The organism is Bacillus sp. JST-5 (genome assembly GCF_057747715.1).
Window position 1 is genome coordinate 1 of sequence record NZ_JBYLHW010000117.1, and the last position, 2,810, is coordinate 2,810.

General features: G+C 33.5%; 2 protein-coding genes. Both read right to left on the minus strand.

Going from position 1 to position 2,810, the window contains the following annotated elements; all coding sequences use genetic code 11:
* Positions 1 to 113: 113 nt before the first annotated feature.
* Positions 114 to 239, minus strand: a complete 126-nt coding sequence (locus tag AC3ASS_RS13890) for a hypothetical protein (protein ID WP_488284104.1) — start codon at positions 237 to 239, stop codon at positions 114 to 116.
* Positions 240 to 596: 357 nt separating this feature from the next.
* Complete coding sequence (locus tag AC3ASS_RS13895; RefSeq protein ID WP_488284105.1) at positions 597 to 2,393, minus strand: GmrSD restriction endonuclease domain-containing protein; 1,797 nt, start codon at positions 2,391 to 2,393, stop codon at positions 597 to 599.
* Between the last annotated feature and the right edge of the window lie 417 nt (positions 2,394 to 2,810).

The window sequence follows — 2,810 nt, forward strand, 5'->3', positions numbered from 1 at the left end:
TTTCACATATAGGCCGTCCACTTCCACGAATAGGACAGGATCGTTTACAGGCTGTCGCTCTTTTGGGATACTTTCAACCTGTAACAGGTGTTGACGTATAGCTTCGTGACTAATCACTCGGTACCTAAAGGTGTTTCAAGCGTGTGTTCAGCCATTCGATAGGATGACCCCGTAATGGCAAGCTCTAGAGCCGCTTCCTCTATCAGCGGACTAAAGGAGCCTGTCCCTTCGAATTCCAAATAGAGATCAAGCAGATAGACATATTCACCTTTCTCCCTGTCTCAATAGTAGTTCCGTTTCACAGCTCGGGATTTTCATCCTATTGATTACTTCCTATGCTGGGTACACTTAAAAAAAGACCAGGTCTCCTCTAGAAGACCTAGTCCCCTTCCATCATCTTCAATATTTCCTTAAACACCATTGATGAATGTTTATGTAAATTCTCCAGTTTCAAGTTTTTCGTTACAATAACTTCGTAATATTATAACAATAACATATTAATAACTTTGACCTGCTCCATTTCAAATACGGGAGTCAACGGTTTATGACTGTTGTCGTGTATTTAATCGTATTGTCAACTATAAATTTTTGCGAAATTATAAAGAAAAATAGTATTCTTTAATTTTTTGAGCCATAAGTTTACGTCTCATTTCCAAAAATTCTTCGTATTGGTCAGCTCCCATTTCAAAAACTTCTAATGGAATACAATTTTGTTTCATATTTTGTTTTAGCAGTTCTATATCTTGTATTTCACCGTACTTACTTGTTTTTTCTTCACATTGTTTTAGAATTTCTTGGAAATATTTTTTTGGAGACTGATCCTTAATGGCTATGTTAATTTCTTGTGGAGTATAAACATAATTGGCTATTTGGTTATACATTCCCCGATTGTTATAACCATTCTTTTGTAAGTATTTTTTAGGGAAAATATGGTGAATGTCTCCCCTCTCTTCAACCAAATGTTTGACCTCTATTTCTTTTGATAAAAACCCTTTATCATTCATTTTAATTTGAGCCATTAAATATAAGTGAAAATAAGGACTACTTGCTACGGATGTATTCAACCTAGTTAGTAAAATATTATTCCAAAAGGCATCTGAAAGCTCTCCTTCTTCCACATTCTTCACATATGCTTCGACATCATCCGCATTTACAAATCTACGAATATCATATTCAAACATCGATTCAGGAGATCCTGAATATCTTCCGGTCAAAATAGATAATACAAGCCATCTACGAACAACCTTATTAATAACTGCTGAATCTAATCCCCGATTACGAAGTGTTAAATACAATATGTAACCAAAGTTTAAAGCATGTTGAGAACGGATTAGTTTTTTATCAATGATACCTGCAGATTTGACGATCATTAGATAACGTTTAAAATTCGTCTCATTTGTAAAATCTAGAACACCCTCTTCTAACTTTCTAAAGGAATCTTCAACTATTTCTTGTTTATATTCCCTAGTTTCAAAATCACGTCCAGAAAGTAAACTTACTAAATTAGACATTTTCCCACGGTAAAATTTAGATGTTAAGACTACACGGAGTAAATCGGAGTAGTCCGGAATATATAAGTTATCTCTATGATCTTTAATCCATAGAATCTTTCTAAAATAATCTGTATTAGAAAATTCTTGGTCATTTTGTTTTATCGCATTGAAATCAGCTGGATTTTTAGCAAGGTGACAAAAATAATCGATTGTTTTTCTAATAAATACCCCGTTATTTTCTTCGTTAACAGCAATTTTGGACATCGCAAAATCCGCTTGACTTAATACAACACCTTGAGAATTAATACGAATAAAAATTTCTGTCACCGTTTCAATATCTAATTCATGAGAAAGCTCAATCAACCCAACATTACTGTAACGAATAGCCATTAATTGATTAATTATTGCCCCGATAGAGTTAGTATCTTCAATTCCATTTAGCGCACAATATTCATTTACAAATCCAAACATATTAAACCCATGTTTAAACAGTTTAGAAATATCATCAATCCATTCAGTATCTTTTTCAATAGCAGGGTTCAGTACTTCAAATCTTTCTTCTTTTGGGTTAAATGAAATTTTAATTCTTTTTTTCTTGTAATCTGAATCAATTACTTCTTCTCCCAATAATGCAGCCGTCATGGCCGTAATGCGCTGTTGCCCATCAATGACTATTTTCTTACCTAATGAAACTGTCCCATCCTTCAATTTTGTATCAGGGTTTTTCCATGTAATAATATACCCTATTGGATATCCTTTATATAATGAATCCATTAAATCACGGACTCTGGATGAATCCCAGACAAATGGACGTTGAATTTCTGGAATGGCAATTTCGCCAGCCTTTCTCCATCCTAAAATCGAATCTATAGAGCTATTATTCACTACATATTTTGTCATTCTGAATCACCTCTAAAATCTTGTCAAGTAGATGCAACAATTTTCTTAATTATTTTAAACTTTCCAATATAAATATATCATGTGCATGTTAAACCTCAACATTAAAATCACATTCACTTCTTCGAATTTAAAAAAAGCCATTTGAATGTGTACCGATTCAAATGGCTTTCGTACTTTTAGAAAAGGGGGTTGATTTCTTATAACAGGCCGTTATAATCTCCTGTTTCATCATTTTTTCGTAACTGGTGAATTGATACTATATCCCCTCACAGAACAAAATCCATAATTGTACATTATTCCTAAAACTAATTAGAACTGTTTTACATGTTATTGCTAAAAATTGGTTCTCCGTCAAATGTTGGGGTGGTAAAGAAATCAGGCCACCCCTATCCTATATGTAGACCCATTCCTTTATAC

Bases quoted from the DNA above. Each gene is read 5' to 3' on its own strand.
- AC3ASS_RS13895 (WP_488284105.1), bottom strand. From the start codon at position 2,393: ATGACAAAATATGTAGTGAATAATAGCTCTATAGATTCGATTTTAGGA.